Annotated in this window: 1 protein-coding gene; it reads left to right on the plus strand. The window is 44.7% G+C overall.

Features of this window, described 5'->3' with window-relative positions; translation table 11 throughout:
• Window positions 1–201: 201 nt before the first annotated feature.
• On the plus strand, window positions 202–647 hold a 446-nt coding region (locus ACTXGO_RS15715; RefSeq protein WP_459112948.1), incomplete at its 3' end, for a Rossmann-fold NAD(P)-binding domain-containing protein.

The raw sequence follows: 647 nt of genomic DNA on the forward strand, positions 1-647 counted from the left end.
AAATTACTCTTAAAATGTTAACGCTTATGTCTGTGCAAAGATTTATACCCGTTAAACCCTTTGGCGTCAGATTCTGACCGAAATTTGCCGTTTACATTAAAGGGAATTCAGCTATACTAAAAGTTTGTTATCACCCGCGTATACTCGTTTATGCGACAGGATTGAGGGCGGATAACGTTTTTTTGACTTGCTAGGATTGCTATGAGTTTGCGCCATTTTTTGACCTTGTCTGATTTAACCCGTACCGAACTCCAAGACCTTATCAAACGTGCCAGCGAGCTGCGCAAAATGCAGCATGCCGGTGAGATTTATCAGCCTTTTGTGGGTCGTACGCTTGGCATGATATTTGAAAAATCATCGACCCGCACCCGTATCTCTTTTGAGACGGGTATGGGACAGTTTGGTGGTAGTGCGATATTTTTGTCACCCAATGACACTCAGCTGGGTCGCGGCGAACCGTTAGAGGACTCAGCGCGCGTCATCTCAAGTATGGTCGATATTATTATGATACGTACCTTTGGTCACCAAAAGGTTGAGACCTTTGCTGAGTATTCAAGCGTTCCTATCATTAACGCGTTGACCGATGACTTTCATCCCTGCCAATTGCTCGCCGACATGCAAACCTTTTATGAGCATCGCGGTAGTAT

This window comes from Psychrobacter sp. T6-1 (assembly GCF_052258445.1).